1 protein-coding gene and 1 pseudogene (1 of these 2 cut by a window edge) are annotated in these 493 nt (G+C 76.7%); both read left to right on the top strand.

Translation table 11 applies throughout. The features are described from left to right. Positions 1-331, top strand: a pseudogene (locus tag J7E93_RS26120) (hypothetical protein); the annotation flags it as partial. Between the two features lie 114 nt (positions 332-445). Then, positions 446-493 carry the start of a YcnI family protein gene (locus tag J7E93_RS26115; RefSeq protein WP_215072396.1) on the top strand. Its footprint extends 579 nt past the window's final position, so the window shows 48 of its 627 coding nt (coding positions 1-48); its start codon is at positions 446-448; its stop codon lies off the right edge, out of view.

Here is a 493-nt window from a genome sequence, read left to right as displayed (position 1 = left end):
GCCGGACCTGCCCATGCTGCTCGGCCACCTGCTCGCCGCGCTCGCCACCGGCTGGCTGCTGCGCCGCGGCGACCTCGCCCTCGGCCGGCTCGTCCGGCTCTCGGCGCACGGCGCGACCGGGCTCGCGGAGGCCGCCCTCGTCCGCTCGCTGCGCGCGGCACTGACGCTCGTACGGGCGCTCCTCGCCGGCCTTCCCGGGGTTCCGGCGGCCGGCCCGCGCCGCCCGCCGCGTACCGCGACCGACACTCCCGTACCCGCCGGGGCGGAAGCACTCCAGCACACGGTGATCCGGCGCGGCCCGCCGGCCGTCGACTGCGTCCTCGCCGCCTGACGCGGACCGCTCGGAAGGAGCGGGTCCGCGGTCGTCCGCGCGCTCGTGGCCCTGTGTCCGCCTTCGGCGTGCCGGACCCCTCACCCTTTCTCCTGAGCTGGAGTGTCCTCTTCCATGAACGTTTCACGTATCGCCGTCGCCGGCGGTGTCGCCCTCTCCTCC

Origin of the sequence: Streptomyces sp. ISL-36, assembly GCF_018614205.1 — a bacterium.
In the GTDB taxonomy this organism is placed as follows: domain Bacteria; phylum Actinomycetota; class Actinomycetes; order Streptomycetales; family Streptomycetaceae; genus Streptomyces.
The sequence above is the reverse complement of the archived record's forward strand: the minus strand, read 5'-3'. Positions and strand labels throughout refer to the sequence as shown.